This is a genomic window from Stenotrophomonas sp. BIGb0135, from assembly GCF_024810105.1.
Taxonomy (GTDB): domain Bacteria; phylum Pseudomonadota; class Gammaproteobacteria; order Xanthomonadales; family Xanthomonadaceae; genus Stenotrophomonas; species Stenotrophomonas maltophilia_AB.
In genome coordinates, this window is record NZ_JANUDX010000001.1 from 378,220 (window position 1) to 405,001 (window position 26,782).

A 26,782-nucleotide genomic window follows, 5' to 3' on the forward strand; every position below is an offset into this window, starting at 1 on the left:
GTGCCACCGGGGAAGTGCACGCCGGCCGCGCTCAAACGGCAGGCTCCGGCAACGCGCGGGTCGGCGCCGCGCACGCGCGGGCGGCAGGCAATACGGGGACAGGCAACATCGGAACACCGGACCTTGGGCTGGAAGCGTTGCAGACGCAGACGAAAGGCGGCTGGCATCTGCCAGCCGCCCGTGATGGGTCAGCAATTTACGCCAATCGCGGCAATACCGCGTCAACGCAGGCGCGCCTCCTCGTGCGCGCCTGCAGGGCGGCTCAGCGCGGCGCCGCGGGCACCGTAACGGGGGTGATGCGCCAGATCGTGTTGGCCAGGTCGTCGGCCACGATCAATGCCCCGCGCGGGTCCACCGTGACTCCCACCGGGCGGCCGCGCGTGCGGCCATCCTCACCGCGGAATCCGGACACCACATCGACCGGCGCGCCCGCCGGACGCCCGTTGCTGAAGGGCACGAAGACGACCTTGTAACCCACCGGCGGGTTGCGATTCCAGCTGCCGTGTTCGCCGACGAACACACCGTCGGCGAACGGCGCGCCCATCGCCGGCGTGGAGAACGCCACGCCGAGCGCAGCCACGTGCGAGCCCAGCGCGTAATCCGGCGCGATCGCCGAGGCCACCTTCTGCGGGTTCTGCGGCATCACCCGGGTGTCCACGTTCTTGCCCCAGTAGCTGTAGGGCCAGCCGTAGAAGCCGCCCTCGCGCACCGAGGTGAGGTAATCGGGCACCAGGTTGGGGCCGATCTCGTCGCGCTCGTTGACCACCGCCCACAGCGCACCGGTGCCGGGTTGGATCGCCAGCGCGGTGGGGTTGCGCAGGCCGGTCGCAAAGGGCCGGTGCGCGCCGGTGGCGGCGTCGATCTGCCAGACCTGGGCGCGGTCCAGTTCCACCGCCATGCCGCGCTCGGTGATGTTGCTGTTGGAGCCGATGCCCACGTACAGGTAACGGCCATCGGCGCTGGCGGCCAGCGACTTGGTCCAGTGGTGGTTGATGGCCGACGGCAGGTCGGTGACCTTGGTCGGCGGTGCGGCCGCGCGGGTCTGGCCGGGCTGGTAGTCGAAACGGACCAGCGCATCCTGGTTGGCGACGTAGATCGCATTGCCGATCATGGCCAGGCCATAGGGCGCGTTGAGCTTGTCGGCGAACACCGTCTTCATTTCGTACACGCCGTCGCCGTCGGCATCGCGCAGCAGGGTCAGGCGGTTGCCGCTCTTGACCGCGGTATTGCCCTTGGCCTTGATTTTGCCGGCAATCACGTCCTTGGGCTTGAGGTTGGGCGCGCTGCCACCGCGTCCCTCGGCCACCAGGATGTCGCCGTTGGGCAGCACCAGGGTCTGCCGCGGGATGGCCAGGTCGGTGGCAATCGCGCTGATGCGGTAGCCGTTGGGCACGGTGGGCACGCGGTCGCCCCATGCGGCCGGCTTGGCGATGGTCATGTCCGGCATCACGCCACGGTGCGGCGCGGGCAGCTCGGGCGTGGCGCCGATCTGGTTCAGCGGCGGGGCCTTCTGGCTGCACGCGGCCAGCGCGGCGGCCAGCAGGGAGACGGCAAGGATCCGAACGGTACGGCGGTTCATCGCACACCTCCCACGCGCAGGCTGGCAAACCCGATCCAGGTGGCCAGCAAGGCCAGCACGGTAACGATCACCGACCACACCAGCGCACCGGGCATGATCGCCCAGGCGTCGCGGGCGTGATGCAGTGCGTTGATGAAGCCGACCACCCAGGTGGCAGCCAGCACCAGCACATACCCCAGGCGGCGCGTGCGCCGGACCAGGCCGACGATGCCGCACAACAGCGCCAGCGTGGTGAACACCATCGCCCCCACCAGCAGCCAGGCAGCGAAGTTGGCCCACTGGATTTCGTAGCTGCTCCAGTAGGCGTAATCAGCCAGCAGCGCGCCGAGGAACAGCGGCAACACGCCGCCCAGCACCGCGGCGTGGAACGGATGGATGGCCCAGGATCGGGGCGGGACGGCAGTGGACACCATGGCTGTCTCCTCGGGAACGCGGATACGGAAGCCTGGATGCTGCCAGCGCCGGCGGCTGCGTGGCGTGATGCTACGACCAGCGGCGGCCGGGCTTGCCCCTCCGCAGCACCAGCAGCGCCACGCGCCGGTGGGCCACCGTGTCCTCGCTCAGTACTGCCGCACCGCGCTCGCCGCCAGGTGGCGTTCGGCGTCGGTCACCGACGCCACCCGCGCCACCGTGAGCACCGACCACACCGGCAGCCGCCACTGCGGATCGACCACCTTGTGCAGCACCGCCACCTGCAGGACTCCGTCGGCGTGCTGCACGATCCGCTCCAGCCGCTCCGGTTCGGCACGATAATGCTCGGACACCACCACCTCGCCCGCGATGGGCGCGAACATCCAGATGCCGCCGTGCTTCTCTTCCATGCCCGTCCCTGTGCCGCGCCGACGCGGGTGGCCGGATCGCTCGCCCGTGCCGGCATTCTATCCCGCCGTGCCACTTGTGCCGGCAGGCCCTCGCCGCGTCGCGTCGTTCTGGTGCCGCTGCGCCGCTGATACGCGGGTGCTGCATCCTGGGGCGACACGCACGTTCACGGCAGGCTCGTGGCGGATGCGCATCCGGGCAGGGTCCAATGCGCCCATCCGACGGTGACGGGGGACGTGGCGCCGATGGGGCCGGCAGGCGAGTGGCTATCGGTGGGTGGGCCACCTGGCCGCGCGATCAGTGCGCGCCGGCACCGGGAAGCGCGGTGGCCGCGTCCCGAACCTCGGGGCAACGCGTTTCATAGCCGGCCAGTGGCAGCGCCTCGATCTGTCTGGCCAGCGCCTGCGGATGGTCGGTGCGCGCGACCGCAGCGGCGATGGACTGGATCGCGCTGGTGTAGCACAGGCCCGCGTCGACCTGCCGGGAGAATGCGCCGAGCCAGAAAAATACCGGCGCCACGCTGGCGATGAGCGCGATCCCGATCCACCGACGGGGACCCGACGTGTCCCGGGCCGTCAGCAGATAGGCCAACGCCATCACGATCAACCCCACGCACATCATCAGCATCGCGGCCTTCCTTGTTCCCTTCCCTGGGCGCGGGTATCACCTGCAGCCGACACCGTTGGCCACACGTTGGCACGCGGGTACCCGGGCTGGGGACGAGGCGCCGGCGGGTGCAGCCGTGGCTGCGGAGCGGACCGTTGCCGGCCGCTGCCGCCCTGCTGCTTTCACGGGCCGATCATTGCCCGGGCGCGGTAATACGCCGGTGCAACATCGCCCTTCCCTCCTGCCAGGAATGCGTATGTACAGCCGACTCCCCGGCGTCACGATACTGCTGTGTGCCACCCTGCTCAGCGCCGGCTGCGGCACTGCCCAGATCAAGCGATGGAGCAAGCCGGGCGCCAGCGAGGCGCAGAAGCAGCAGGACCTTGCCGAATGCGATTACGACGCCTCCAAGGCCACCGTGGCGGATGGCAGGGCGCCGCGCAGCACCGATGACGCGGTGGGCGACGGCGTGGTGCGGGGCATGGAGAAGTCCGACCTGATCAAGACGTGCATGCGCGTCCGCGGTTACCGCGGCTGAGGAGACCTTCTGCGATGAAATCGCTCCTGATTCTGCTGGCCGTGGCCAGTTGCGGCGTGCCGGGCGCGGGTGCCGCGCAAGCCGCGGCGAGAACCACCGATGGCATGGCCTGCGACAGCCCGAACCAGTCGCAGGCCGGGCTCAACCAGTGCGCCGGGATCGGCGCCAAGGCCGCCGACGACGAGCTCAACCGGGTGTATGCCCAGGTGCTGGCGGCCAATGCCGCCGATACCGCCTTCGTGACCCGGTTCAAGGCCGCCCAGCGTGCCTGGCTTGCCTTCCGCGACGCACAGATCGCCGCCCGCTTCCCCGATCCCCGCAATGCCGGCAGCGTGTTGCCGATGTGCCAGAGCAGCGAGTACGAACTGCTCACCCGCGACCGCGTGAAGCAGCTCAGGCAATGGCTGGACGGGACCGAGGAAGGCGACGTGTGCGCCGGCTCCTATCCGATCGGCGGCCGGTAACGGCCGGCAGCGGTCGCCGCGCGACGTTTCCGCCGCGCAGCGCAGCCCGGTGTGGCAGCCCGCGTTACTTGCTGGCCACCGCGTCCTGCAGCTTCTCGATGGCCTGGTCGGCGGTGAATGTGTTCGGCTTCTGGATCTTGGGGAAGTCGATGAAGGTTTCGTTGAACCTGGTCAGCAACGCGATCGCCCCGTAGACGATGTAGACGTGGTTGATGTACCAGTCCCAGTACGTGTTGGAGGTGACATCGGCGAACTCGTACGGGTCGGTGCGCAGGTTGTAGATCTTGGGAATGCGCATGGCCGTGAACGGTTCGCCCCAGAGCTGCATGGTGCCCTTGCAGCGCTGTTCCATGAACGTCACTTTCCAGTTGTCGTAGCGGATGCCCAGCATGTCGCCATCGTCGGAGATGTAGACGAACAGATTGCGCGGGGAGGCATCCGCCTTGCCGGTCAGGCGCGGCAGCAGGCTCACCCCGTCGATGTGGTTCTTGTAGGTGCGCCCGATCGCCTTGACGCCCTTCTTCAGGTCATCCACAACGGTCTTGTTGCCGGCCAGCTCCAGGAACGTGGGCAGCCAGTCATGGTGCTGCACGATGTCGTTGGAGATCGTGCCCGGCTTGATCTTGCCGGGGTAACGCACCACCAGCGGGATGCGGAACGCGCCCTCCCAGTTGGTGTCCTTCTCGCTGCGGAACGGGGTCATGCCGCCATCCGGCCACGAGTTGCGGTGCGGGCCATTGTCGGTGGAGTACACCACCAGCGTGTCATCGGCGATGCCCAGTTCGTCCAGGTAGTCCAGCAGCGAGCCCACGTTCTTGTCGTGGTCGATCATGGTGTCGTGGTACGGCGACTGCCAGCGCCCGGCCTGGCCCAGGCTTTCCGGCTTGGTGTGGGTATACAGGTGCATGTGGGTGAAGTTGACCCAGACGAAGAACGGCGTGTCTTCGTCGTTGGCCTGCTTGATGAACCCCTTGGCGCGCTCGGCGAAGTCGTCATCGCAGGTGAGCATGCGCTTGCGGTCCAGCGGGCCGGTATCCTCGATCTTCTGCTTGCCCACCTTGCCCCAGCGCGGCTGCTCGGTGCTGTCATCGGCATCGGTGGCGAAGCTGTGGATCACCCCCCGCGGCTTGATGGTGTCGATGAACTTGCCGAACTCCTTCTCGGGGAAGTAGTCGTACATCTCCGGCTCTTCCTCGGCATTGAGGTGGTAGAGGTTGCCGTAGAACTCATCGAAGCCGTGGTTGGTGGGCAGCATGTGGTTGAGGTCGCCCAGGTGGTTCTTGCCGAACTGGCCGGTGGTATACCCCTCGTTCTTCAGCAGCGCGGCGATCGTCACGATCTTTTCGTTCATGCCCACCGGCGCGCCGGGGATGCCGACCTTGGACAGGCCGGTGCGCAGCACGCTCTGGCCGGTGATGAAGGAGGACCGGCCCGCGGTGCAGGATTGCTCGCCATACGAGTCGGTGAACAGCATGCCCTCGTTGGCCAGGCGATCGATATTGGGGGTCTGGTAGCCCATCAATCCGTGCGTATAGCAGCTCAGATTGGAGATGCCGATGTCGTCGCCCCAGATCACGAGGATGTTGGGCTTTTTGGATGCGCTGGCCATGCAAGTCTCCGGGGACGGGGTGGCTTGATGGTCCTCGTCGTGCGCCGATGCAGCCAGCGTGTTTCTACTTAGCGGGCCTCAGTAAGTCTTCGTCTCGCCCACGCTGGGCGGCGGTCGGCCAGGCAGTGCTCGGCACGCGGCGTCCTGCCCGCATTCAGTGCGACGCTTCAGCCCCCCAACAGTGCTGCATGGGCCCCCAGCTCAGAGCACCTTGAGGCCCTTGAGCCACTGTTCCACCAGGGCCGGCCACGCAGACACCGGCTGTGCGCTGGGCCGCACGCCGAATGCATGCCCGCCGCTGGCAAACAGGTGCACCTCGGCCGGCACCCCGGCCTCGTCGAGCGCTCGGGCATACACCGTGCTGTTGCAGATCTTGTCGACCGGGTCGTCCCACGCCTGCAGCAGGAAGGTCGGCGGCGCCTCGGCGGTGACCGTCAAGCCGGGATCGAGGGTGCCGCCGGCGCGACACAGGTGCCCCGGATAGAGCGCGATGGCGAAATCCGGGCGACTGCTCACCTGGTCCACCGCATCCACGGCGCGGTAGCGCGGCGCAAGCTGGTTGCTGGTCTGCGCGACCAGATAACCGCCGGCCGAAAATCCGATGACGCCGATCTTCGCCGGGTTCACGCCGAGCCCGCCGGCACGCGAGCGCACCAGCCGGATCGCCCGCTGCGCGTCCTGCAGCGCGAACGGCACCGGGGGCGTGATGTGGCAGTTGCAGTCCTTGTTCCAGTAGTGGTTGCCGCCGGGCACGCGGTACTTCACCAGCACGCAGGTGATGCCGCGCGAGGTCACCCAATCGCAGATCTCCGTGCCTTCGATATCGATGGCGAGGATGCTGAAGCCGCCACCAGGGAAGACGACGATCGCCGCGTCGGTTGCCACGCCCTTCGGCGGCACGATGGTCAGGGTGGGCACGCTGACGTTGGCGACCGCCAGGTAGCCGTGCCCGCCCGGCGCGCTGACCGCGGTCACCGACTCGCTGGGCGCCGCCGCCTGGGCAGCGTCGGGCGCGCCGTTGGGCCACAGCGCAACCTGGGCCAGCCCAGCGGGCGGCGTCCATGCAGCGGGCGTGGCAGCCTCGGCAGCAGACGCTGCTGTCACCTTCAGGCAGGCTACCAGGCCCGCCAGTGCCCAGCGGCGCAAGCGCTCACGCATCGCCGGGGGTCCCGCAAGGCGCGCGTGCGAGTGGCTGGTAAGCCCCGTCGAAATCCAGGTAGTCCTCGTGCAGGCCCTGCACCAGGCGGCCGGTGGGCTCGCCGTCGGCATCGGTCTCCATCAGTTGCCAGCCCGGCGTGTCCGCGCCCTGCGCCATCGCGCCGTCGTCGAGCGTCATCACGAACCCGTTGCCCAGCGCCCGGCCGTAGGCCAGCAGCAGCGCCTCCAGCGCCGCAGGCGCCACGGCCGCCTGCAGGGCAGTCAAGGTGTCCTGCAGATCCGGCCGGTCGTACACCGCCTCGGCAAGCGTGTCCTGCACGGCATCGGCCAGATGGTGCACATCACGCAGCAGCAGGAACCGCGCGAACTGCGGGATGTTCTCGTCAAGCTCGCTGCTCACCCAGTCGCGGGGATCGACGCAGCCCGCCGCCTGCATCGCGTCGGCCAGTTGTGTGCGGCGGTTCGTGGGGGGTGAGGGAACAGTCATGGGCGGCGGCCTGGGCATCAGGCAATGAGGATCGAGCAGGAAAGTCTACCTGCGGTGCAGGCCGGGGCGTATCAGCGCGGGCGTCGGGCCAGCAGGCGTGCGTCCAGGATCGCCTCCACCGAGCGGTCGGTGTCCAGTTGCTCGCGCAGCGCCTCGACCACGGCCATGAAACGCCGCCGCTGCAACGCGTAGCTCACCCCGAACAGCGGCAGCAGGAGCAGCAGCGCGGCCGACGCGGGATGCGCGACCGCCACCGGCACCGACGACAGCGCGATGGCCACCACGTTCCAGTTGCACAGCCCCAGCACCCGCACCTGGCGACGCCGGGCATCGACGATGATCCGGCCGCGCATGACCGGGTAGTAGCGCCGCGCGAAACTCGCGCCCCAGCGTTCACGGAACGCCATGCTGCCATCGGGCAAGGCGTGGAACGCCAGCGGCAGCCAGCCCGCCGGGTCGACATCGTGCTGCAGGCTGCCCAGCGCAAGCTGGTTGCGTGCGGCCGCCGTGGCCGGCAGGGAGTGCTTGAACACCACGATGCCCGCGCCCCAATAGGCGGCATTCCAGAAGCCCTGCAGGAGCAGCTCGAGCAGGAGCAACGCGATCAGTGCCATGGCCATCGGCCGTCCCCGGTGACAGCGCCGTCCCCGCGCCAGGCAGCGAGCTTACCTTGCCGCTCCCGGCCCCCGGCGTAATGCAGGCCAGGCCATCCAGGGTCGGGCTGCGATCCGGGCGCAGCGGCCACTCGTCCCTGCCCACCCGCCACTGGTCACCGCGCCCCTCCCTCCATCCCCGGCCCAATGACGGCGGGGCGTGGCGGGCACACACTCACGGTCATACCGATTGCCTGCGCCAAGGAATGCCCCCGATGAAACGACGTGACTGCCTCAAGGCCAGCCTGGCCCTGCCCCTGATGCCGCTGGTGCTCAAGGCCGCTGCCGCGCCGAACGGCCCCTGGTCGCGGGTGCGGCCCGGTACCGCCGGCTGGCCAGGCGCCGACCAGTGGGATCAGTTGTCGCGCGCCGTCGGCGGGCGCCTGTCGGTGCCGCAATCGCCGTTCCTGGGCGACGCGGCCACGCACGCCGAGGCCATGGCGCAGATCCACAACCCGTTCTACATCGGCGACCAACCTGCCCTCACCCAGACCAGCGGCTACTTCGGTGCCTGGCGTTCGGTGCCCAGCGCACAGATGGTGAGCGCCCGCGACAGCGCCGATGTCGCCGCCGCGGTCCGCTTCGCGCGGCAGCACCGCGTGCGGTTGGTGGTCAAAGGCGGCGGCCACAGTTACCACGGCACCTCGTGCGCGCCGGACTCGCTGCTGGTCTGGACCCGGGCGATGAATCAGGTGCAGCTGCATGACGCCTTCGTGCCGCAGGGCGCGCGGCCCGGCACGGCACCTCAACCGGCGGCAAGCGTGGGCGCCGGGGCGATGTGGATCGACGCCTACGACGCGGTAACCACCCACGGCGGGCGCTACGTGCAGGGCGGTGGCTGCACCTCGGTGGGGGTTGCCGGGCTGGTCAGCGGCGGCGGCTTCGGCAGCTTCTCCAAGGCCTTCGGCAGCGCCGCCGCCAGCTTGCTGGAGGCCGAGGTGGTCACCGCCGACGGCACGGTGCGGGTGGTCAACGCCGACCAGGACCCGGAGCTGTTCTGGGCATTGAAGGGCGGCTGCGCGGCCAGCTTCGGCATCGTCACCCGGCTGACCCTGAAGACCCATGCCCTGCCCGCCACCTTCGGCGGGGTGTCGCTCAAAGTGCAGGCCGACAGCGACGCCAGCTGGCGCGCGTTGGCCGCCCAGGTGCTGCGCTTCTACCGCGAGGCCTTGTGCAACCCGCACTGGGGCGAACAGATCACCTTCGGCGGCGACCGCGTGCTGTCCATCTCGATGGTGTTCCAGGGTCTGGACCGCCAAACGGCGGAGGCCACGTGGCAGCCGCTGCTGGCGTGGATCCAGGCACGTGCGGGCTACACCGTGCGCGAGCCGCTCCAGGCGCTGGCGATGCCGGCGCGGGACTTCTGGGACGCCGATTTCTTCCGCCAGCACGCGCCCCGGCTCATCGCCGCAGACACGCGCGCCGGCGCGCCGCCCCGGCACATGCTGTGGAAGGGCGACCAGGGCCAGGTCGGCTGGTTCCTGCATGGCTATGCCTCGGCGTGGATGCCGTCGGCGCTGCTGGGCGAGGACCGCGTCGAGACCGCCGCCGATGCGCTCTGCGCGGCGGCCGAGCACATGGACGTGGGCCTGCACTGCAACAAGGGGTTGTTCGGTGCGCCGGCCGACGCGCTCGCCGCCAGCGCCGGGACCGCCACCCACCCGGCCGTGCTGGATGCCTTTGCGCTGGCGCTGATCGGCAATGCGGGCGGCCCGGTCTACCCCGGCTGCGGCGGCGCGGTGGACGAGCCGGATGCGCGCCGCGGCGCACTGCGCACGCGCCGCGCCTACGACGCACTCAGCGCGGTGGTGCCCCACGCACCGGCCTATGTGTCCGAGTCAGACTACTTCCAGGCCGACTGGCAGCAGGCGTTCTGGGGGCAGCACTACCCGCGCCTGCTGGCGGCCAAGCGCCGCTACGATCCGGACGGCCTGTTCGTGATCCATCACGGTGTGGGCAGCGAGGACTGGAGCGGCGATGGATTCGAGCGGCGCGCGGGCTGACAGCCAAGCGGTTCCCCTCGGGGCCGCGTGCAGGTTGTGGCCGGCTGGCGTAGCCTGCGTGCAGCCCGCGCCGCCCGCCACCGGAGATGTCCCGTGATGCCGATCCCGACCGCTTCCGCCCTGCCTGCCCTGTTGTCGCTCGCCATCGGCACAGCGCTCGCACTCGGCGCACCGGCGACGCACGCCCAGGCGCCGGCCGCCGCGGCGATGCCGCCGGCAACCGTCGCCGGCCCGCCAACACCGGTCTCGTTCAATGGGTTGCTCGATGCGCAGACCATGGCCGCGATCAACGCCGATCCCGAGTTGCGCACGATGCTCGGCATCAGTGGCGACGGCCAGGCCGACAGCTCCGACCGGCTCACCGATGTATCGCTGGGCCAGCGCGAGGTCAACCGCCGCTTCCTGGCCGACAACCTGGCGGCGATCACGCAGTGGCGTGGCGCGCCGCTGGATGCGCAGCAGCAGCTGAGCGATGGCCTGGCGCGCTGGTTCTACCAGACCCAGATCGACCTGATGGCGGTGCCATGGTCGGCGGCGTGGCTCCCGGTGGGCGGCAGCACCTATGCCGTGGACCAGTTGTTCAGCCTGCCGGTGAACCTGCCCCAGTTCATGGACAACCAGCACGCCGTCACCGATGAGACCAGCGCGGCCCACTACATCGCCCGGCTGCAGGCGATGGGGCCCAAGCTGGACCAGGTGCGGGCCAACGTGGACATGCAGGCCGCGCAGGGCGTGGTGCCGCCCGAGGTGGCGCTGCAAGGCGCCGCGGACCAGTTCCGCGCCCTGCTCACCCCCGCGCCGAAGGACAGCCTGTGGGTGCAATCGCTGCAGCGCAAGCTGGAGAAGGTACCGGCCATCACCGCCACCCGCCGTGCCGCGCTGGTCGAACAGGCCACGCGTGCAGTGGCGGATGCGGTCAACCCCGGGTACCAGCGGCTGCTGGACGATGTGACCCGATTGCAGGCGCGCCACCTTGGCAACAAGGGCGTATGGGCATTGCCGCAGGGCAAGGCCTACTACGACGCCGCGCTGCGCTGGTACACCAGTACCGACCTGGATGCCGATGCGATCCACCAGATCGGGCTGGACGAAGTGGCGCGGGTGGAAAAGCAGATGGATGCACGGCTGAGCCAGCTCGGCCTGCGCGACGGCAGCGTGGCCGCGCGCGTGCAGCAGCTACGCGAAGACCCGCGCTACCGCTATGCCGACAGCGAAGCCGGGCGCGCGCAGCTGCTGGGCGACATCCAGCAACGGCTGCGCGACCTGGACCCGATCCTGCCACGCTGGTTCGGCCACCTGCCGCCGCAGCAGCTGGTGGTCATGCCGGTACCGGCCCACATGCAGGCCACCTCGCCAGGCGGCTATTACTACCCCCCGGCGATGGACGGCTCGCGGCCGGGCACGTTCTTCATCAATCTCGGCGACATCGACGCAAATACCCGCTGGAGCATTCCCACCCTCACCTACCATGAGGGCTCGCCCGGCCACCACTTCCAGATTTCGATCGGACAGACCCTCACCGACCTGCCGCTGCTGCGGCGCAGCCTCAACCCCAGCGCCTTCAGCGAAGGCTGGGCGCTGTATGCCGAGCAGTTGATGGCCGAGGCCGGCGTCTACAAGGACGACCCGGCCGGCGACCTCGGCCGGTTGCAGGCCGAGATGTTCCGCTCGGTGCGGCTGGTGGTGGACACCGGCCTGCACCGCAAGCGCTGGACACCCGACCAGGCGGCCACGTACATGCAGGAAAAGACCGGCATGAAGGCCAGCGAGGTGCGGGTGGAGATCAACCGCTACCTGGTGCAACCCGGCCAGGCCAGCTCGTACAAGATGGGCCAGCTGCAACTGGTGGCGCTGCGTGCACGCGCGCAGAAACAACTGGGGCCACGCTTCGACATCCGCGCCTTCCACGACCTGATCCTGGGCAATGGTGCGATGCCGATGACGGTGGTCGGCCAGGCGGTGGATGCGTGGATTGCCGCCGGTGGCGCCGACCCGCACCGGGCCCCCTGAGCGGCGCCAGCATGACCTTGGCGCGCCTGCGTAGAAATACCTAGGCCGCTACGGTGTAACTCCGGTTGTCCGCTGCGACGGCGGTACGCACAGTGGGGACAGGGTCGGTGCGACCGGCCCACGTCCCGGAGCCCCTCATGCCGCACGCACGCCTTGCCTCGCTGCTTGCCCTGGCCCTCGCCGCTGCCCTGCCAGCCGCGCTGGCACAGGCCCCGACATCGCCCCCCGCAGCGGCCGCCACGTCCAGCGCGGACAACATCGACGCCAGCGCGGTGGCCGCGCTCACCCGCATGGGCAAGGCGCTGCGGGCACTGCCGCAGTTCCGCATGCACGCGACCACCAGCACCGAGTACGTGCTCGACGACGGCCAGAAGCTCGCCCTCGCCGGCACCGTGGATTACAAGGCGATCGAACCGGACCGTTTCTTCGTCGAGATCCAGAGCGACCAGCAACATCGCCAGCTGTTCTACGACGGCAAGCGCCTGACCATCTATTCCCCCCGGTTGAAGTACTACGCCACGCTGGAGGACCTCAACCGCAGCAGCCAGGCCCTGCTCGCCGACTCGGCCAGCACCTACGGCCTGGAGTTCCCGCTCGCCGATCTGTTCCTGTGGGGAACCCCGGCCTTCCCCACCGACCGCTTCCAGTCCGCGTTGCGCGTGGGCAGCGCCCGCGTCGGCGGCGAGGCGACGCAGCATTATGCGTTCCGCCAGCCCGGCGTCGACTGGCAGGTCTGGATATCCGATGCCACCGCCCTGCCCCGACAGGTGGTGATCACCAGCCACAGCGATCCGGCGCTGCCCAGCTACCAGGCCTCGCTGCAGTGGGATACCCGCCGGGCGATCAGCGCCAGCGAGCTGGCGTTCAACCCGAGCGGCGCCACCCGGATCGTGTTCGTGCCGGTGGCGGTCGCCGCGCAGGCCACCACCGCAGAGGGGAACTGAGCATGCACACCAACGCGCACCTGCGCACTGCCCTTGGCACCGCGCTGCTGGTCATGGCCGGCGCAACGCTGCTCGCCCCCGCGGCCGTGCACGCGCGACCCGGCCTGCGCGGCTTCGCCCACCCCTCCATCGGCCACGCCGGCGGCTTCGGTGGCGGCGGCTTCGGCGGTGGGGGCATGGCCCATCCAGGCGGTGGCGGCGGCATGGGGCCACATCCACCCGGCCCGGGTCCCGCACCCCAGCCGGGGCCTCATCCGGGGCCTGGTCCTGGTCCCGGTCCCCATCCTGGTCCGGGTCCCGGTCCGGGTCCCCATCCTGGCCCAGGACCCCATCCCGGCCCCGGTCCTGGTCCTGGTCCTGGTCCTGGCCCGCATCCGCCAGGCCCACCGCCGCCGCCGCCCCCGTACTGGGATCACCCGTTCTGGGATGCGGCCGCCGTCACCGCCGGTGTGGCCGTCACCTCGGCGATGATCGGCTCCATCGTCTATTCGCTGCCGCCCAGCTGCAGCACGGTGGTGGTCGATGGCATCGGCTACCAGCAGTGCGACAACGCCTGGTACCAGCCGCGCTATGTAGGCACCACGGTGCAGTACATCGTCGTGGACGCGCCGCGATGACGCGCGTAGCCGCCGTCGTCCTCGGCATGGCGCTGCTGCTGGCGTGGCCGGCTGCAGTCGCCGCGCCCGCAACCGGCAGCGGCTCCACCGACGATATCGCGCGCAAGCTGGCCGATCCTGGCGCCGCACTGATCTCGGTGCCGTTCCAGTACAACTACCTCGGGTCGGTCGGCCCGGGGGATGCGTTCCACAACCAGCAGTTGAAGATCCAGCCGGTGATCCCCTTCGTGGGCGACAACGGCAAATTCATCCTGCGCCCGATCCTGCCGCTGAGCTGGAACCACTTCCCCGAACGCAAGCATGGCAGTGGCGATCTGTTCGTGCAGGGCTACTACATCCCCAAAACAGCCGCCGAGGCGCGCGGCACCGAGATCGGGTTCGGCGCCGCCGCGCTGCTCGACACCGCGTCGCACGATAGCCTGGGCACCGGCAAGTATTCGCTGGGCCCGGCCTTCATCCTGGTCCACAAGACCCGCACGTGGACGCTGGGCGCACTGGCCAACCATGTGTGGTCGGTGGCCGGCGACGACGATCGCGATGATGTCAGCAGCACCAGCGTGCAGCCGTTCGTGACCCGCAACCTGCCCGATGGCTGGTCGCTGAGCTTCACCTCCGAGACCAGCTACAACTGGAAGGCCGCCAGTGGCAATGCGTGGACGGTGCCCGTCGGCGCCACGGTGTCGAAGGTGCTGCACCTCGGCCACACCCCGGTAAGCGTGGGCCTGGGCGGGTTCTACAACCTGGACCGGCCGGCCGATGCCAGCCGCTGGACCGGCCGCTTCATCGTCACCCTCGTCTTCCCCGAATAGGCGCTGGCGCTACGCGCCAAGGAGAGATGGACCATGCACGTGCTGCGCCCGACCCACGCCGCCGCGCTCGCCGCGGCCCTCGCCCTGTGCGCCGCCTGCAGCAGCGCCCCGCCGCGCAACGCCGACGGCAGCCCCAGCGCCGCCACCCAAGAGGCGCGCAACACGGCGCGCGTTGCGTCCACCGAGGTGCTCAGCCGGCTCTACGCGGCACAGCCCGGCGCACGCCAGGCCATCGCCACGTCGGCCGGCTATGCGGTGTTCCGCAATTTCGGGGTGAAGATCCTGGTTGCCGGCGGCGGCAGCGGGCGCGGCGTGGCGATCGAGACCCGCAGCGGTCGTGAGACCTTCATGCGCATGGTCGAGATCCAGGCCGGGCTGGGCTTCGGCGCGAAGACCTTCGATCTGGTCTGGGTGTTCAGGACGCCAGCGGCCTATACCGACTTCGTCACCCGCGGCATCGAGATCGGTGGCCAGGCCACGCTGGCCGCGCAGGTGGACAAGGCCGGCGGCGGCCTGACCGGCGCGGTGCAGGTGTCCGATGGCGTGTGGGTCTACCAGTTGACCGAAAGCGGCCTGGCCGCGGAACTGACGGTCAGCGGCACCCGCTACTACCCCGACAAGGCGCTGGACTGACCGGCAAGGAACCCACGCCATGCATACCCATCCCTGGGCCTGGATCCTCAGCCTGTTCCTGCTCCCGCTGCTGGCCGCGCTGGTGGTCAGCCTGCTCGTGCGCCATCGCGGGCTCGGCGCCAACGCCGTGCTGGCCTGGTTCGTGCTGGTGTGCTGGATCGGCGCGCTGGCGGTGATCCTGTCGCAGGTGTGGTGACGCACGCCGCGCTCACAGCGACTGCCCGAGTTCGATGAACAACACGTTCTCGCCGCCCTCGCGGAAGCCCACCCCGAAGATCAGCGGTCCGATCCACGAGTCGAAGCCGAGGAACACGCTGCCGTTCCAGATCCCGTCGGCCAGCGCCATGTCCGAGCGCCGCTGCCACGCGTTGCCGTATTCCAGCGTGGCCCCCACCTGCGCCGAGCGTCCCAGGACCCTGCCCAGTTCGTAGGTATAGCCGGTAAAGCCGAGCGCGTAGTCCTGGCCGGTCAGCTGGTTGTGCTGGAAGCCGGCCAGGCGCCAGCGCCCACCCAGCCGGTACAGGCTCTGCACCGGGGCGGTGCCCGAGGTGGTGACGTGGTAGCGCAGCCCGATCTGCAGCGCGTGGCGGCCGAAGGACCTGGCCGCCACCGCATCCAGGTCCCATTGGCCGAAGGCGGTGTCCGCGCCCAACCCGGCGCGCGACTGGTAGGTACCCAGGTTGACCAGGCGCCCGTCGCGGGGGAAGTACAGGCTGTCGATGTCGTCCAGCGTGGCCTGCGCGAACCAGGCACCTTCGTCGAAGTGCGTGCGTGGGAGAGTGGGATCGCCCACTTCCACTTCCGCATTGCCGGTGTAGCGCTGCAGCCCCGCGCTCAACGACAGCACGTTGCCCACGTGGCGCACCAGCCCCACCGTTGCACCGGCACGGCGCACGCGGAAGCGCGCGGTCTTGTCACCGTCTTCGTCGTAGAGGTTGAAGCTGCGCGTCTGCAGGCCACCCCCCACCTGGAAGGCGTAGCGGTTGCGCAGGTCGAAGGGATGGTAGTACTCGCCGGTCAGCCCCGGCTCGCTGCCCACCTGCAGCACCACGCGCGCCTCGGCGCCGTAGGGCGACAGCGGCGAGAACAAGACGCCGGCGCGCAGGTTGCTCTCGTGGTTGCCTTCCAGGTCATCGCTCAGGCTCAACCCGGCCTCCAGGTACGCCGGCCCGTTCGGTTTTGCGTTCGCGGTGACCACCACGCCGGTCCGGCCGTCGCGCTCGCGCACCTCGTAGCTGAAACTGGCGAGCGTGCCCATGCCGTAGCCGCGCAGGATACCCGCCTGCATCGCCGCGGTATCCAGCGGCTGGCCCACCTGCAGCGGCAGGTAGGACAGCAGCAACGCATCCGCGTAGCCGGTGTCGTTGACCACCTCCACGAAGTCGACCTGCGCTGGCGCCACCGCAACGCTGCGCCTTGCCCGCTGCGCCTGCCAGGCCGCATAGGCCGGCAGCGGCTGCTCGAACGCGCGCAGCGCCGGTGCGGCGGTATCGGCGGCCAACTGGCCGATCCGCAGCGCCTCCGGCGCCTTGTCGAAGTCGCCGGTGGCGACCTTGCCGGTCAGGTCCGGCGAGATCAGCAGGTCGCCCTGCCCCAGGCTGTCCAGTTGCCGTTGCGCGCTGCCGGTGGTGAGGAAACCGCTGAGCTGGCCGATCACATCCACCAGGCTGGCATTGCCGTCGAGCACCCGCAACGGCGTGCCCACGTCCACCGCGATCACCTGGTCGGCGCCCATCGCCCGGACCACGTCGATCGGCACCTGGTTGGACACACCGCCGTCGACCAGCACGCGCCCGTCGATCACCACCGGCCGGAAGATCCCCGGCAAGGACATGCTGGCGCGCATCGCCATCGGCAGGTTGCCCTGTGCCAGCACCACCGGCTGGCCGGTATTGATGTCGGTGGCCACCGCCCGGAACGGAATGGGCAGGTCGTCGAAGCGGCCGCTGACCCGCGCCCCGCCCGTGGCGCGTTCGAACAGCGCGATCAGCTTCTCGCCCTCGGAGACGCCGCCGGCCAGCGACACCGCCTTGCCCTGCTCGCCACCGAAGCCGATGCCGATCGCCGCCAGCTGCTCGTAGTCATCGGCCTTGCGGCGGAGCGAACGCTCGCGGCGCGGCAGGGTGTCGCTGAACATCGCCATCCATTGCGTGTCCAGCACCAGCTGCTCGATCTGCGCCGGGGTCGATCCGGAGGCGTACAGCGCGCCCACCAGCGCGCCAGCACTGGTGCCGGCGATGCAATCCACCGGAATGTGCTGGGCCTCGAGTTGCTTGAGGATGCGCACGTGCGCGATGCCGCGTGCACCACCGCCGCCCAGTGCCAACCCGATCCGCGGACGGGTATCGCCTGCCGTGCGTACGCCGCAACTCGTTCCCGGCGCCGACGGCGCGGGCCCGGCTGCCTGCAGCGCGGCTGGCCAGCCGGCGAGCAGCAGCCAGCACAGCCAGCGCAGGGGCGCGGTCAGCGCCACGCGCTGCCCACCTGCACGTAGAAGGTGTCGTCCTCCGGGCCCCAGGCGTAATCCACGCCGACCTGCATGCCCAGCTTGCGCGCGATCAGGTAGCGCACGCCGGTCCCCTTGGAGACCTGGCTGCTGCCCTCGCTGAAACTGTTGTGCCGGCCCCAGGTACGCCCTGCGCCGACGAAGCCGATCACTGCCCAGCGCCGGGTGACGTTCCAGCGCAGCTCGGTTTCCAGCACCGCCGCGCGGGTGTCCTGGTAACGCGCCGAGCCGATCCCGCGCAGATCGATATAGGGCAGCCGGTAGAACGGAATATCGCCGTTGGCCCAGCGTGCGTCCGCCCGGCCGCCGAGCACCAGCCGCGAACCCAGTGGCCAGTATCCGTAGGCATGCCCGCGATAGCTCTGGAACGCGGTGTCACTGCCGATCCCCGGCAGGTAGTAGTTGCCTTCGACCATCCCCAACCAGCCACTGGATGGCGTAAACGGGTTGTCGCGGCTGTCGTATTCCAGCGACAGCCCCAGCCCGGAGCTGCGCGTGGCCAGTTCATGCGGCTGGAAGCGGTCGCGATCGCTGGCGACATCGAAACCGATGTCCATGTCCATGTAGATCCAGGCCAGGCCGAGGTAGAGGTCGCGCTCGCCCAGGCGCCGGAAGCCTTGCTGGAACGACATCAGCCCGTCCACGTTGTACTCGATGCTGGTCGTGGGCAGCAGCGTGTCCGGCGTATGGAAACCCAGATTGAACGACGCCTTGGCCACGCCGCCGCGATAACGCCAACGGTCCTCGTCGAAATGCAGCGACGCGCCCAGCCCGTAGGCTTCGCTGCCGTTCTCGGTACGCATCGCGCCCCCGCCGTAGATGTCCGGGGTGACCATTTTCGGCGTGCTGCCATCGGCCGACGGCTCGGCCCGTGCATGCGGGGCGTGGAAGAACGCCAGCGCCACGCCGCCGCCGTTGCCCACCGCCGGGTCGGTGATGATGATCGGCACCGGCAGGAAGCCGCGGTGTTCCAGCAGCCAGCGCGACATGTCGAACCGGCCGTCCTCGCTGTCACGGAACACCGAGCGCAGGCCACCCGCAGCCGTCGTGGACGGCGATGGCGATGGCGATGGCGATGACCCGGCGGCCGGCTCGGCCCCGGCGCCGGCCTGGGCGGCCGCGTACACCGGCGACAGCAGCAACAGGCAGCCGAGCATGCGGCGGGGAATCGACATGAACCACCTCGACATGCCTGGAAGATGCGCGATGCCGCCCCGGCGGGAGGGAAGAGCCCGGCGCGGCACCGCGCAGTGACACCAGCGAACCTGGCCGCCGCGATCAGCGTGCGGCGCTGGCACCCGGCGGATAAGCGGCGAAGATCTTGTCCAGCCCGGCATCGACCGCAGCATTGACCTTGTCCGGCGAACCCGGCACGGTGCCGCTGGCCGTCCCGCGCCAGACCGCCTGCTTGGTGCGCGCATCGAACATGTCCACCACCAGCGTGCCGACGTCATAGGTGCGCACCTGGGTGGTCGCGCTGCCCATGGCCATGCCACCGCCCCAGCCGCCGCGCCAGCCCCAGCCACCCATGCCGCTGCCGGAGTAGAAGGTGTCCAGGGTCTGCTTCTGGGCGGTGATGACGTGCACCGCAAGGGCGATGTCGCCGCCCTGCGGCACCTCACGCAGGCCCTTGGCCTGCATGCGTGTATTGACCCCCTGCACGATGCGCTGCTGCACCAGCGGCGAACCGGCCTGGGGCGTGATGGCCCACGAATAGGTCGTGTAGGACCCGAAGTTGGCGGTGTTGTCGTAGTCGGTCTTCACCGTGGGCGAAGACGCACAGGCGACCAGCGAGCTGGCCAGGACGGCAATGACGAAGGCTTTCATGACGCAGGCTCCAGTTGCGGGATAGGACGCGCTGCGGGTGCAGCGACGACGATGACGGGTGCGGCGGCAAACGGGCTGCCGTACGCCCCACGTTAAGGGGCCCGGGGTGGCGGCGAATCCGCATTACTACGCAGCGGCGGCAGGCAAAACTACCGGTCAGCGCGGCGGGTTGATCACCACGTACTGCACGCTGGTGCCGGCATAGCGCGGCTCGTACCACGTGCTGCCGCACTGCTGGTAGGCCATGCCGTTGATGACCGTGGTGACGCAGCTGGGCGGAACGGAACTGACGATCGAGCCGATCACCGCCGAGGTCACGGCCACCCCGGCGGTCACCGCTGCCGCCGTGGCGAAGGGGTGGTCGTCCCAGTGGTTCCAATGGTCGTCGTGGTAGTCCACGTCGACGTTGACGTTGCGATTGATGTTGCGGTTCACGTTGCGGTTGACGGTGCGGTTGGCATTGACCGCCCCGCCCTGCGGCCGCTGCACGGGCCGGTTGATGTTGGTGTGTGCGCTGGCGCGCGCGCCGCCGTGGAAGCCAGCGCGCTGGGCCTGGGCGGGCGCGGCCGCGAGCGCAAGGCCCAGCACGAGCAGCGATGGCAGCAACAGCAATGGCGCGGCAGTGCGCGTTGACGTCGGCATGTCACTTCTCCTGTACAGCGTCGATGGCCACCACGGCCACGGGGACCAGTTTGATGCGGGCGGCATCGGCAGGCGCGGTGAAGGCGAAGGCGCTGTCCTTGAGGGTCCCGCGCGTATTCCAGTGCAGTTCGGCGCGGTACTGCGGCAGCGCCGGGTCGTCCAGCGCGGTGATGATCAGCTTCTTCGGCAGCGAGGTCGCCTTGGAGATCCATATCTGCCAGTCCACCTGGTCCTGCTGGAAGGCGTACTGCTCGATCGCCTCGCCATCGACCAGGCCGCCTCCCACGTGCAGCGCGCCGCGGATGGCGCTTTTGGGCGCCTTGTCGGTACCCCACAGGAACATGTCGGCCAGCGGCATCTCGATGCCGTAGCGCACGCCGACCTCCTCGACCAGCTCGGCCAGGGTGGCATGCACCCCGTCCACCTGGGCGTAGTACTTCAAGCGCGGCGAGTACACCGACAGCGTCGTGCCGTCGTAGTAGAGCTGGCGCAGCTGGCGGTCGCTGCTCAGCTCCAGGAACAGCCGGTTGGGGGTGACGACCTTGTAGGTGACCGTGCCGTCGAGTTCGATTTTCTGGCCATCATCGAGTACCACTTCGGTACTGGCCTGCGAGACCAGCGAGAACTGCTTGAGCGCGCGCAGCGCCGCGCCCATCCGGTCCAGCGCGGCCAGCGCCTCGGGGTCGCGTTCGGGCTGGACGGCAGCGGTGGCCGCGGGCGGCGACGCGGGCGTGGCAGCCCGGGTGGCAGCGTGCGCGACGGGAAGCGCCGCGAGCAGCAGGCAGGTGGTCCAGGCCATGTGGCGGGGTGCGGCAACCATGAGCGTGTCTCCAGGCAGCGGAAAGGGACGGCGCGGCTCAGAACCCGCCGCTGATCGAGACGCTCCAAGGGTCGCCCTCGAAGCGGTTGCGCACGCTGAACTCGCCGATATAGCGCAGCGACACGTCCAGGTGCTCGCCACCGGGCCACTTCTTGCCATAGGTCAGCACCGGCCCGATGCCGAACGAGCGCCCCTTGAACCCGTTGAGGCGGTCGGCGGTGTCACCGCGGTCGTCCTGCAGCTGCTGGATCCAGCCCGCCGCGGCACCGACGCCCCAGCCACTCGGCGTGCGCTTCACCAGCAACGCATCGGTGCGCGCCACCAGCCCGTTCCTGTAGTCGGTGTCGTCATTGCGGCTGTACCAGTCCACCGCACCCAGCACGCTGAATTCGAGCGTGCCCTTCTGGAACAGATGCGTGTAGCCCACGCTCGGCGACAGCGTCCACACGTTCAGGCCGGGGTTGGCCAGCTTGTCCGGGTCGTACTTGGCGGTCGGCGCGTAGACGTACAGGCCGAACGACACGTGCTGGACCGGGTCGATGTGGTAGCCGGCGATGAACGGGGCGAAATACACGTCGAACAGGTTGGAGGCACTGTCCTTGGCCTGGCGGCGACCGCCCAGCGGGCCCTCCAGGTTGGCGGTGACGTCGGCGGTGATGTACGGCACGGTCAGCATCGAGGCGAAGTTCCACTTGCCGGTGTGGGTCGGCCAGACGTACACGCCGGTGGCGGCGGTGAGGCTGATGTCGGCCTCCAGCCCGAGCGAGATCTGCCCGGCGATGGGCGCGGCGCGGCTGCCGCCGATCCGGCCGTCGTACTGCACGTAGCTGAGCGACCACTGCATGCCCGGTTCCGGCGGGATCACCCCGGCATACGAGGTGATCTGCATGCCGGTGATCGATCGTCCCAGCGCCCCTTCGGTGGCATGCGCCTGCAGGCTGGCGGCCAGCGCCAGGGCGCCCAGCAGGGCGGCGCAGATCCCGCTGGAACGACGGTAGTGACGGAAGGATGGGCTGCCCATGCGGATCACCTCTCGGGTCGGTTGCGCGTGGCCGGGTTCTGTCGCGCGGCGGCACGTCGCTGGCGTTCGCGGACCTCCTGGATATCGCGCTCCAGGAAGACATTCAGGAAGGTCCGGATCACCGCGACCGCCCCCAGCTGGCCGATGCTGTCCCAGCTGGTGTAGATCGAGGATTCCAGGATGTCGGCCGCCAGCTGCACGGTCAGCCCCGCCACCAGCCAGCGCCCGTACTCCAACCACAGCTCGCGGCGCGCCACGTTGTCGGCGTGCCCCCCCAGCAACAGACGCACCCCGCGCACGAAGGCGATCACGGTGGCCAGCACGATCAGTACCAGCGCCATCGCATCGATCACCACCACGACCGGTTCGGTGCATGCCACCAGCCAGGTTTTCAGGGTGGACATCGGCGATCCTCTGGAAGCGACGAAGCGGCACGGCGCGGCGGTTCATCCGCGCACCACGCAGCGGAAGCCGAGGTGGCAGGTGGAGGTATCCACCGGTTGGGCCATGCGGGCGGCGGGCCGGTAGCGGCGGCAATAGTTGGGCGCGCACAGGTGCGAGCCGCCCTTCATCACCCGCCGCGGCACCGCACTGGCGTCGCGCGGGTCGTGGCTGCGCTCGCGCTCGCCGCCGCGCGGGTTCTCGATGGCGCAACAGGGCCGCCCCTGCAGCTGGTCGTGGTGCTGGTACCAGTCGGTGGTCCACTCCCAGACGTTGCCGATCATGTCGTACAGACCGTAGCCATTGGGCGCATAGCTGCCCACCGGCGCGGTCCAGCGGTGGCCGTCCTCGTCCAGGTTCAACCACGGAAACTCGCCCTGCCAGGTGTTGGCCTGGTGGCGGCCGCGCACGGTGAGCGTATCGCCCCACGCAAACTCGCCCTCGGTGCGGCCGCCGCGCGCGGCGAACTCCCACTCGGCCTCGGTGGGCAGCGTCTTGCCGCTCCAGGTGGCATAGGCGCATGCATCGGCAAAGCCGACGTGCACCACCGGGTGATCGTCCAGCCCCTCCAGGTGCGTGCCCGGGCCGCGCGGATGGCGCCAGTCGGCCCCGGCCAGGTAGTGCCACCAGTTGTGCGGGTTGGACATGTCCACCGGGTGCGCCGGCTGCACGAACACCACCGAGGACGGCACCAGCAGCGCCGGATCGGCGCCGGGGTAGTCGCGCGGATCGGCCGGGCGCTCGGCCAGCGTGGTGTAGCCGGTGGCACTGACGAAACGCGAGAAATCGCGGTTGGTGACCGCGTGGCGGTCAATCCGGAACGGTCCCACGCGCACCTTGTGCGCCGGGCGCTCCTCCGGGTAGTGGTCGTTGGAGCCCATGCTGAACACCCCGCCGTCCAGCGCAACCATGTCATCGATGACCGCGCTCATCGCGCCCTCCCGGTGGGTCCAGGTACACGCCCGTTCATGCGAACGGCGCCACGTTGAAGGTCATGCCGGCGATGGCCAGCACGCCAAGCAGCCACAGCAGGCCGGCGGTGATCAGCGTCAGCGAGATCGGATAGTGGCTCTCGCCGTGGATCAGGCCTTCGCCGATCATCAGGTCGCGCTCGCTGCGCAGCTGCTGCATGTAGCGCACGTGGTAGATGATCCCCAGCGTGAGCAGCACCAGCCCCAGCCCCACCAGCGCCACGCCGAAGTTGCGCGGCGCGTGCGGGCGCAGCGTGGTGCCGGGCACCTCCAGCATGTGCCCGAAGAACTGGTAGATGGTGAAGCCAAAGCCGATCAGCGACAGCGCGGTACGGATGATCGACATGAGCGTACGGTCCGCGCTCATCCGGGTGCGCTGGAACGACATCCCGGTGCGCCGGGAGGACAGCTCCATCGAGGCCGCATCGGTGCCGCCCAGCAGGTCGCGCGCCTCGCCGAGGGTGATGGCGCGGTCGGCCAGCGCCTTGCGGGGATCCTGTGCGCTCATGGTCCACGGTCCTTGGGAGGGGTAATGGCGCGGCGGTGCAGCCACCAGCCGGCGATGCGGTTGATCGGGCCCCGCAGCAGCAGGTACGGCAGGAAGCCCAGCACCACGGCGATCACGAACGCCTCCACCGGGTACTTGAAGCCGCCGAACATGCGGACCTGGTAGATCACGTCCATGCCCACGCCCAGCAGCAGGATGCGGGCGGTGGCGGTGACCCCCTCGCGCCACGCGCTCAAGCGGTGCCCGGCATCGCTGTGGGCCAGCATCCACGCGTAGGGCGACTTGCCGGCGCGCGCGTCCTTGATGCCGTCGATCAGCGCGGTGATCAGCGCCATGGTCGGCTGCAGGAAGAAGCGGAACGTCATCGGGCCGTCCGCGCGCTCGATCATGTCGGTCCAGAAGCGGGTGAGGATGTCGATGACCGAGAGCATTACCGGATTCCCTGCGACAGGCCTCCAGCTTGGTCGTGCCGCGTCCGGCGCACATCCGGATTGGTACTGCACGCTGCCCAGTATTTTTACTGCGCCGTGGTGGCGGCGCGGCGGCGCTATGCTCTGCGCGCCGGAGATGATCGACCGCCGACCCCGCTGGGAGACCACGCAGCATGGCGCAACACGGGTATTCGCTGATGCGCGGTGGCCTGGTCCACCGCCTGCTGCATGCAGCCGGCCTGCTGCGCGGCCATGCGCACCTGTCGTGGTGGCTGGCGGCAGGCCTGCTGGCCATCACCCTGTTGCCGCCCCTGGTGTTGACCGCAGTGGCCGGCACGCTGATGCCCAGCCGCGGCGGCATGGCCCTGCTGGGCGACTACGCCACGCTGAGCCGTCTGCTGCTGGCCCTGCCCTTGCTGGTGCTGGCGGCCCCGCATGCCGACGCGTTGCTGCGCAATGCACTGCGCCAGCTCGGCCATGCCAGTCTCGTGCCGGCGCGCCGCTGTGCGCGACTGGAACAGTTGCTGGCGCGGGTCCGCCGCGGCCGCGACAGCTGGCTTCCCGAGCTGCTGTGCCTGGTGATCGCGCTGGCCCCGTTGGCGCTGGCCGGGCACGCGGTCAACCTGTTGCCGGGGATCGCCGACTGGCGCTTGCAGGACGGCCAGCTCACGGCCGCAGGCCGCTGGTACGAATGGGTGTCGCTGCCGGTATTCCGACTGCTGGGCCTGCTGTGGCTGTGGCGCTTCGTGTTGTGGAGCGTGTTGCTGTGCGGGTTGCCCCGGGTCGGCCTGCGCCTGCACCCCGAACACCCCGACGGCGCCGGTGGGCTGGCCTTCCTCGGCCTGGCCCAGGAGCGCTTCGCGATCCTCGCCCTGGCCGGCGGGCTGCTGCTGGCCGGTGCCTGCTGCAACCAGATGCACTGGCTGGGCGAGTCGCTGTACTCGTTGCGGCACCTGCTGGCCGGCTACGTAGTGGGGGCCACCGCGCTGCTCGTCGCGCCCCTGCTGATGCTCATGCCCAGCATGATGCGGGCCAAGCGCCATGCACTGTTCCGCTTCGATGCGCTGGGCAATCGTGCCGCGGCCGTGTTCGACCAGCGCTGGCAGGCGGCCGGCCTCCAGGCGAGCAGCGAGGCGGCTGACGCCGGCGCCGACAGCCTGCTCGACCACGGCGATGCGTCGGCGTACGCGGATTTCAGCGGGGTCTACCAGGGCCTTGCACGGATGTCGGTGGTACCGTTCAACCGCTGGAACCTGCTCTGGATCGCGCTGCATGCCGCGCTGCCGCTGCTGCCGCTGGCGTTGATGGCCATGTCCGTGGATGAGCTGGTGACGAAGCTGGTCGGTATCCTGGTTTGAGCGGGCGGCGCGCTCAGCGCTGCAGCGAGCGCGATACGAAGGGCGTGCCCTCCAGCGCCGCCTGCACCGCCACCAGCAGGTCGTCGCCGGCATCGGCCTTCAACACATAGCTGCATACGCCCACCCCCATCGCCTGGCGCACCATCTGCAGCTCGGCATGCACGGTGATGAACACCACGCCCAGCACGGGCCGTTGCGCGCGCAGCCGGCGTGCGGCTTCCAGCCCGCTCAGCCCCGGCATGGCGATATCGGTCACGATCACGTCCGGGAGCATGGCCACCGACGCCTGCACCAGCGATTCGCCATCCTGCACCAGGCCGATGACATCGAACTGCTGGCACAGCAGGCCACGGAGCTGGCGCCCCATCGCACATCCATCCTCGGCCAGCAGCACACGGACCGCATTCATGGCTTCCGCCCGTTCGACGCGTGGGTCGATGGTGGGCGCGCCCGGAGGGGCGAACAAGGGAAAAACAACCGGGTGGCGGCAAGTAAATCTACTTGCCGCCACCCCCGTGGCCGCTCAATGCCGGATCAGGCCTTCCTGCTCGGCCTTGCGCACCAGCTCCAGGGTGCCGTGCACCCCCAGCTCCTGCATGATCGCGTACTTGTGCGACTCGATCGTGCGCACCGACACGCCCAGTTCGTAGGCGATCTGCTTGGAGCGCAGGCCCAGTGCCACGTACTCGAGGATGCGCAGCTGTTTTTCGGTCAGGGTGTACGCCGGTCGGCCCGAGCACACGATGGCGTTGGCGGCCAGGGTCGGGGTGACGTAGGTCTGCCCGTCCATGATGCCGGCCAGGGCGCGCATCAGTTCGTCGCCGGCTGAACTCTTCAGGATGTAGCCGCGGGCACCCGCACGGATGGCCTCGGCCGCGACGCTGGACTCATCGTGCATGGTCAGGAACACGAACGGCATCGCGTAGCCTTCGCCACGCATCAGGCGCATCGCATCGATGCCACTCATGCCCGGCATGCTGATGTCGGCCACCACCACGTCGGGGGGATCGCGCCGCACCGATTCGACCAGCTGCTCGCCCGAGGCCACCAGTTCGACGGTGGCGAACGTATCGGTCAGCAGCCGTTCGATGCCCTGCGCCACCAGCATGTGGTCGTCGGCCACCACGACCCTGCGGAACTGCGTTGAAAGCGAACGCTCACACATCACGCTCATTGCGATGTCTCCGTCGGTATCAATCATCCCCTGATTGAGTCGCGGCACCCTTGGCAGTGCGACCGGCGGCGATGCCGGAGCGCAGTGCACGCAGGCGTGCAGCGCGCTGACCATGCGAGCCTTACCGTGACGAGATTGTGAGGCGGCGACGTGG

The 26,782-nt window shown here is 69.5% G+C and carries 30 protein-coding genes; 10 read left to right on the top strand and 20 right to left on the bottom strand.

The window, feature by feature from the left end; genetic code table 11:
- Positions 1-262: 262 nt before the first annotated feature.
- The 4 genes from M2421_RS01685 to M2421_RS01700 form a co-directional block, all read right to left on the bottom strand.
- Positions 263-1,579, bottom strand: coding sequence for a sorbosone dehydrogenase family protein (locus M2421_RS01685; RefSeq protein WP_259202833.1), 1,317 nt, complete (start codon positions 1,577-1,579; stop codon positions 263-265).
- The gene (locus M2421_RS01690; RefSeq protein ID WP_259202834.1) at positions 1,576-1,992 is read right to left on the bottom strand and encodes a DUF2231 domain-containing protein; all 417 of its coding nucleotides are present in this window, start codon (positions 1,990-1,992) and stop codon (positions 1,576-1,578) included. Before M2421_RS01690 ends, M2421_RS01685 begins: the two co-directional genes overlap by 4 nt.
- 147 nt (positions 1,993-2,139) lie before the next feature.
- Positions 2,140-2,400 (bottom strand): hypothetical protein, encoded by a 261-nt coding sequence (locus tag M2421_RS01695; protein ID WP_259202835.1) that lies wholly within the window; start codon positions 2,398-2,400, stop codon positions 2,140-2,142.
- Between the two features lie 295 nt (positions 2,401-2,695).
- A complete protein-coding gene (locus tag M2421_RS01700; RefSeq protein ID WP_259202836.1) occupies positions 2,696-3,025 on the bottom strand; it encodes a hypothetical protein in 330 nt (109 codons plus the stop codon).
- A gap of 235 nt (positions 3,026-3,260) precedes the next feature.
- On the opposite strand from M2421_RS01700, the gene M2421_RS01705 reads away from it, so the two are divergent.
- The gene (locus M2421_RS01705) at positions 3,261-3,542 is read left to right on the top strand and encodes a hypothetical protein (protein WP_259202837.1); all 282 of its coding nucleotides are present in this window, start codon (positions 3,261-3,263) and stop codon (positions 3,540-3,542) included.
- Positions 3,543-3,556: 14 nt separating this feature from the next.
- On the top strand, positions 3,557-4,006 hold the full coding sequence (locus M2421_RS01710) for a lysozyme inhibitor LprI family protein (protein ID WP_259202839.1): 450 nt from the start codon (positions 3,557-3,559) through the stop codon (positions 4,004-4,006).
- Between the two features lie 64 nt (positions 4,007-4,070).
- Here the strand turns inward: M2421_RS01710 and M2421_RS01715 are convergent, their stop codons facing one another.
- The 4 genes from M2421_RS01715 to M2421_RS01730 form a co-directional block, all read right to left on the bottom strand.
- On the bottom strand, positions 4,071-5,615 hold the full coding sequence (locus M2421_RS01715) for an arylsulfatase (RefSeq protein WP_259202840.1): 1,545 nt from the start codon (positions 5,613-5,615) through the stop codon (positions 4,071-4,073).
- 201 nt (positions 5,616-5,816) lie between these two features.
- Positions 5,817-6,773: an alpha/beta hydrolase gene (locus M2421_RS01720; protein WP_259202841.1), complete on the bottom strand. Its 957-nt coding sequence runs from the start codon at positions 6,771-6,773 to the stop codon at positions 5,817-5,819.
- Complete coding sequence (locus tag M2421_RS01725; RefSeq protein ID WP_259202842.1) at positions 6,766-7,260, bottom strand: hypothetical protein; 495 nt, start codon at positions 7,258-7,260, stop codon at positions 6,766-6,768. The genes M2421_RS01720 and M2421_RS01725 overlap by 8 nt, the downstream gene beginning before the upstream one ends.
- Before the next feature lie 71 nt (positions 7,261-7,331).
- Positions 7,332-7,874: a hypothetical protein gene (locus tag M2421_RS01730; protein WP_259202843.1), complete on the bottom strand. Its 543-nt coding sequence runs from the start codon at positions 7,872-7,874 to the stop codon at positions 7,332-7,334.
- 254 nt (positions 7,875-8,128) lie between these two features.
- On the opposite strand from M2421_RS01730, the gene M2421_RS01735 reads away from it, so the two are divergent.
- From M2421_RS01735 to M2421_RS01765, 7 genes are all read left to right on the top strand, one after another.
- A complete protein-coding gene (locus M2421_RS01735) occupies positions 8,129-9,916 on the top strand; it encodes an FAD-binding oxidoreductase (RefSeq protein WP_259202844.1) in 1,788 nt (595 codons plus the stop codon).
- A gap of 96 nt (positions 9,917-10,012) precedes the next feature.
- Entirely contained in the window at positions 10,013-11,926 is a 1,914-nt protein-coding gene (locus tag M2421_RS01740; RefSeq protein ID WP_259202845.1) for a DUF885 domain-containing protein, read from the top strand.
- Between the two features lie 137 nt (positions 11,927-12,063).
- Complete coding sequence (locus tag M2421_RS01745) at positions 12,064-12,870, top strand: DUF2092 domain-containing protein (RefSeq protein WP_259202846.1); 807 nt, start codon at positions 12,064-12,066, stop codon at positions 12,868-12,870.
- A gap of 449 nt (positions 12,871-13,319) precedes the next feature.
- Positions 13,320-13,487 (top strand): DUF6515 family protein, encoded by a 168-nt coding sequence (locus M2421_RS01750; RefSeq protein WP_259202847.1) that lies wholly within the window; start codon positions 13,320-13,322, stop codon positions 13,485-13,487.
- Positions 13,484-14,296, top strand: coding sequence for a hypothetical protein (locus M2421_RS01755; protein WP_259202848.1), 813 nt, complete (start codon positions 13,484-13,486; stop codon positions 14,294-14,296). Before M2421_RS01750 ends, M2421_RS01755 begins: the two co-directional genes overlap by 4 nt.
- Before the next feature lie 33 nt (positions 14,297-14,329).
- Positions 14,330-14,929, top strand: coding sequence for a YSC84-related protein (locus M2421_RS01760; RefSeq protein ID WP_259202849.1), 600 nt, complete (start codon positions 14,330-14,332; stop codon positions 14,927-14,929).
- A gap of 19 nt (positions 14,930-14,948) precedes the next feature.
- Entirely contained in the window at positions 14,949-15,125 is a 177-nt protein-coding gene (locus tag M2421_RS01765; protein ID WP_259202851.1) for a hypothetical protein, read from the top strand.
- 12 nt (positions 15,126-15,137) lie between these two features.
- On the opposite strand, the gene M2421_RS01770 is transcribed toward M2421_RS01765, so the two are convergent.
- The 10 genes from M2421_RS01770 to M2421_RS01815 all read right to left on the bottom strand — a co-directional run bounded on the left by M2421_RS01770 (position 15,138) and on the right by M2421_RS01815 (position 24,096).
- Complete coding sequence (locus tag M2421_RS01770) at positions 15,138-17,402, bottom strand: patatin-like phospholipase family protein (RefSeq protein ID WP_259202852.1); 2,265 nt, start codon at positions 17,400-17,402, stop codon at positions 15,138-15,140.
- Positions 17,393-18,610 carry an outer membrane protein assembly factor gene (locus M2421_RS01775; protein ID WP_259202853.1) on the bottom strand — a complete coding sequence of 406 codons (1,218 nt, stop codon included), beginning with the start codon at positions 18,608-18,610 and terminating at the stop codon, positions 17,393-17,395. The genes M2421_RS01770 and M2421_RS01775 overlap by 10 nt, the downstream gene beginning before the upstream one ends.
- Before the next feature lie 103 nt (positions 18,611-18,713).
- The gene (locus M2421_RS01780) at positions 18,714-19,262 is read right to left on the bottom strand and encodes a DUF4136 domain-containing protein (protein ID WP_259202854.1); all 549 of its coding nucleotides are present in this window, start codon (positions 19,260-19,262) and stop codon (positions 18,714-18,716) included.
- Positions 19,263-19,418: 156 nt separating this feature from the next.
- The gene (locus M2421_RS01785; protein ID WP_259202855.1) at positions 19,419-19,904 is read right to left on the bottom strand and encodes a hypothetical protein; all 486 of its coding nucleotides are present in this window, start codon (positions 19,902-19,904) and stop codon (positions 19,419-19,421) included.
- Between the two features lies 1 nt (position 19,905).
- Positions 19,906-20,724, bottom strand: coding sequence for a DUF2092 domain-containing protein (locus M2421_RS01790; protein WP_259202856.1), 819 nt, complete (start codon positions 20,722-20,724; stop codon positions 19,906-19,908).
- Between the two features lie 37 nt (positions 20,725-20,761).
- Positions 20,762-21,745: a transporter gene (locus tag M2421_RS01795; protein ID WP_259202857.1), complete on the bottom strand. Its 984-nt coding sequence runs from the start codon at positions 21,743-21,745 to the stop codon at positions 20,762-20,764.
- 5 nt (positions 21,746-21,750) lie between these two features.
- Positions 21,751-22,149, bottom strand: a complete 399-nt coding sequence (locus tag M2421_RS01800) for a DUF1622 domain-containing protein (protein ID WP_259202858.1) — start codon at positions 22,147-22,149, stop codon at positions 21,751-21,753.
- Between the two features lie 42 nt (positions 22,150-22,191).
- Positions 22,192-23,118 (bottom strand): formylglycine-generating enzyme family protein, encoded by a 927-nt coding sequence (locus M2421_RS01805; RefSeq protein WP_259202859.1) that lies wholly within the window; start codon positions 23,116-23,118, stop codon positions 22,192-22,194.
- Positions 23,119-23,152: 34 nt separating this feature from the next.
- A complete protein-coding gene (locus M2421_RS01810; protein WP_259202861.1) occupies positions 23,153-23,665 on the bottom strand; it encodes a DUF202 domain-containing protein in 513 nt (170 codons plus the stop codon).
- On the bottom strand, positions 23,662-24,096 hold the full coding sequence (locus tag M2421_RS01815) for a hypothetical protein (protein WP_259202863.1): 435 nt from the start codon (positions 24,094-24,096) through the stop codon (positions 23,662-23,664). The genes M2421_RS01810 and M2421_RS01815 overlap by 4 nt, the downstream gene beginning before the upstream one ends.
- A 173-nt stretch (positions 24,097-24,269) precedes the next feature.
- On the opposite strand from M2421_RS01815, the gene M2421_RS01820 reads away from it, so the two are divergent.
- Positions 24,270-25,454: a hypothetical protein gene (locus tag M2421_RS01820; RefSeq protein WP_259202864.1), complete on the top strand. Its 1,185-nt coding sequence runs from the start codon at positions 24,270-24,272 to the stop codon at positions 25,452-25,454.
- A 13-nt stretch (positions 25,455-25,467) separates the two neighbouring features.
- Here the strand turns inward: M2421_RS01820 and M2421_RS01825 are convergent, their stop codons facing one another.
- Together M2421_RS01825 and M2421_RS01830 are read right to left on the bottom strand one after the other, a co-directional pair.
- Complete coding sequence (locus M2421_RS01825; RefSeq protein ID WP_259202865.1) at positions 25,468-25,863, bottom strand: response regulator transcription factor; 396 nt, start codon at positions 25,861-25,863, stop codon at positions 25,468-25,470.
- Positions 25,864-25,977: 114 nt separating this feature from the next.
- On the bottom strand, positions 25,978-26,628 hold the full coding sequence (locus M2421_RS01830; RefSeq protein WP_259202866.1) for a response regulator transcription factor: 651 nt from the start codon (positions 26,626-26,628) through the stop codon (positions 25,978-25,980).
- Between the last annotated feature and the right edge of the window lie 154 nt (positions 26,629-26,782).